2 protein-coding genes and 1 pseudogene are annotated in these 2612 nt (G+C 29.7%); all 3 read left to right on the plus strand.

Annotated features, from left to right (window positions below; translation table 11 throughout):
• A pseudogene (locus V7127_RS15240) lies at positions 1 to 400 on the plus strand (hypothetical protein); the annotation flags it as partial.
• A 171-nt stretch (positions 401 to 571) separates the two neighbouring features.
• Positions 572 to 697, plus strand: coding sequence for a hypothetical protein (locus V7127_RS15245; RefSeq protein ID WP_335487323.1), 126 nt, complete (start codon positions 572 to 574; stop codon positions 695 to 697).
• A gap of 204 nt (positions 698 to 901) precedes the next feature.
• Positions 902 to 2308 (plus strand): hypothetical protein, encoded by a 1407-nt coding sequence (locus V7127_RS15250; RefSeq protein ID WP_335487326.1) that lies wholly within the window; start codon positions 902 to 904, stop codon positions 2306 to 2308.
• The last annotated feature ends 304 nt before the right edge of the window (positions 2309 to 2612 follow it).

Consider the following 2612-nt stretch of genomic DNA (forward strand, 5'->3'; position numbering starts at 1 on the left):
ATTTATTGAAAATATTAATACATACAATATTAACAGTGAAATAAATGATTTTATAAGTGCCACTAGTAAAATTTACAAACAAGGTGAAGAAGAATTATTAAATTATTTATTGAGTTCAATCGGGAATGAAATAAATAATCTTATGATATATGCTCAAAAGAGCGGTTTGATAAGAGAGAATAATATAGATGAATTTTCAAAAGGAATCTATATTTATAGAAATAGCATTGTTCATGGTAAAGGTGACTATAAATTTAACTTAAAGATACCTGATGATATTGAGAAGAAAAAAGAACATTTATGGAATTCTATAATACAGGAAATTGCTCATATTTTGGTTTTTAAATATTGCCTTGAGGTTGATAAGCAATATTCTCCAAACTTTGAATGTGATATATAAGTATGTACAAAAGTAGCTTTATCGTATTAAAGCTACTTTATTTATTAAAAACTTCTTTGTTGAATATCGACCTATCATATCGATTGACCTCCGTATTATTTACATAACTATAACACTAAAGTATCACATGAAAGCTATCATAACAGAGAGGGAGGGGGAGTAATAGGACAAATGTTAATACAAGTTGCAGTGTTAGGTCCAATTAATGGGCCAGATACTAAAAATTTTTGTTGGGGATATGCAAAAGACAAATTAGGTGCAAGAGAACAAGAATTAAAGAAAATTCTAGATGACTAAACAGCATCTAGTTTGGAATAGAATAGCTGAAAGAGTATAAAAATACCCACCTAAAAAGTAAAAGTGTTAATGACTATACAAATAAAATCTCTGTCTTTATTGAGGAAGGGATTTATCTCGGAATCTGTATAAGAATTTATTTTAAGTAATGATCATGTATATATATTGATATTGATAGCTATTAAAAAGAAAGTGGTGTACGAATTGAGTGAAAAGCAAGAAAGAGCAATCTTTTGCAAAGATATATATGAAATACCTAGTATAGATGAATTTAATGTAGAGTTTAAGTTAAATGATACAACAGTAGTTTATACAAGACAAAATCAACTAATTGTTGAATTTTTTAAAACGATTGACAGTATTGATAGCCCTTTAGAAATAAAGCGTTATACTAGACCAGATTTGCTGGTGATTGAAGGTATATTGTGTTACTTTACAGGACACTTATTTACAGTTTATGAAAAACTCAGTAGTGAAACTCAAATAGTAGAAAATGAAACTAATCCCTCTAAATGCGTAGAGTGTACTATTTTTTCGCTTGAAGGGTCAGACCATTCTAAGGATTTAAATTTATTACTTGAGAAGTTGCAAGATAAACGTTTTAGTACATTAATTATTACTTTATTAGATAGGTGGAGAAAAGCACTATATATGGTTTCAGAAAGTGAAGTTGATACTTTTCATGACGAAGCAATTCTCACGCATTTTCATATTCTAGAATTACTTGTAAGTAACTACTATAATGATTTTAAGAAGGAAGCGAGTGAAGAAATAAGGCGTTTTCTAACCATTTTCTCTACAGAGACACTTAATCAAAGTGGTAATGCTAGAGAAAATACAATTAACTCTAAATTAAACATTTTAAAGGAAGTATTAATTAGTGATGAGGCCTCAATAGCTACAAAGATAAATTATTTTTTAAAAAGGCATTCTATGTTAGATGAGCGTACTTACTCCTTGGTTAATAAAATTGTTAAGATACGCAACTCCATCGCTCATGGTCGAATGTCATACAAACAAAAGTTAATCTGGCCACTTCCACCCTTCTTCAACATTACAAGTGGTGAGTCTCAAATGATTATTTCCCAAATACAGATAATGACCGCCAGAGCCATTGCTTTGCATTTAGGATTAAACTCATGGAAAGAGGCTTGGGAGTTCATGCACCATACTCTACCACCATCAGATGAGGTACTTCTGAATTTTATTAAAAATCCTAATGAGCATAAACAAATAAATGGTTCTGACCTGATTGCTGGTGCTTATAAAAATATTACTGTGGAATCGTTAGTAGATTACTATATTGAAAATAGAAGTAAATGTAGCTTAACTGAATTAGGACAAGCGTTGTCAAAAACGCTAATAGAAGTACCGATAAATGAGGAAAATAGTGAACTATTATTTCTAGCATCAGTATTGTTATGTGATCTGGACAATGAACAGATATCTAGAATTTCAAAAAATAACTTGGAAATTGTTCATAAATATCATTGGTATGGATATTCCAACATAAAAGATATAGTACGCTACTTTGATTTTTATGACATAGAAGTCAAATGGTTATATTCTTGGATCGAGCAAGGCGGTCATATTGATGCTAGAAGGAGTTAGATATGGAAATTATCGAAAATTTTTACTATGAATGGACAGTAAATCATTTACAACATATATCTAAATATTAATAGGAATATGGATTAAAAATAAGTCGAAGCGACATTGAACAAGAAATGCATAATATTAATATGGACAATCTACTTATAGAGTTGGCAGTCATATGAGGTGTTTTGAAAGGGTAAGTTTCTTCTTGAAAAATATAGAGGCAAGTCCCTATGATTCTAGATATAAGATAAACAAACAAAAAAAACGAAATAAAATATGACTGGTCTTTGGAGTTGATGTTATAAGTGGATAATTA

Origin of the sequence: Bacillus sp. JJ1773, assembly GCF_036962035.1 — a bacterium.
Classification (GTDB): Bacteria; Bacillota; Bacilli; order Bacillales; family Cytobacillaceae; genus Cytobacillus.

Bases quoted from the DNA above. Each gene is read 5' to 3' on its own strand.
- V7127_RS15245 (WP_335487323.1), top strand. From the start codon at position 572: ATGTTAATACAAGTTGCAGTGTTAGGTCCAATTAATGGGCCAGATACT.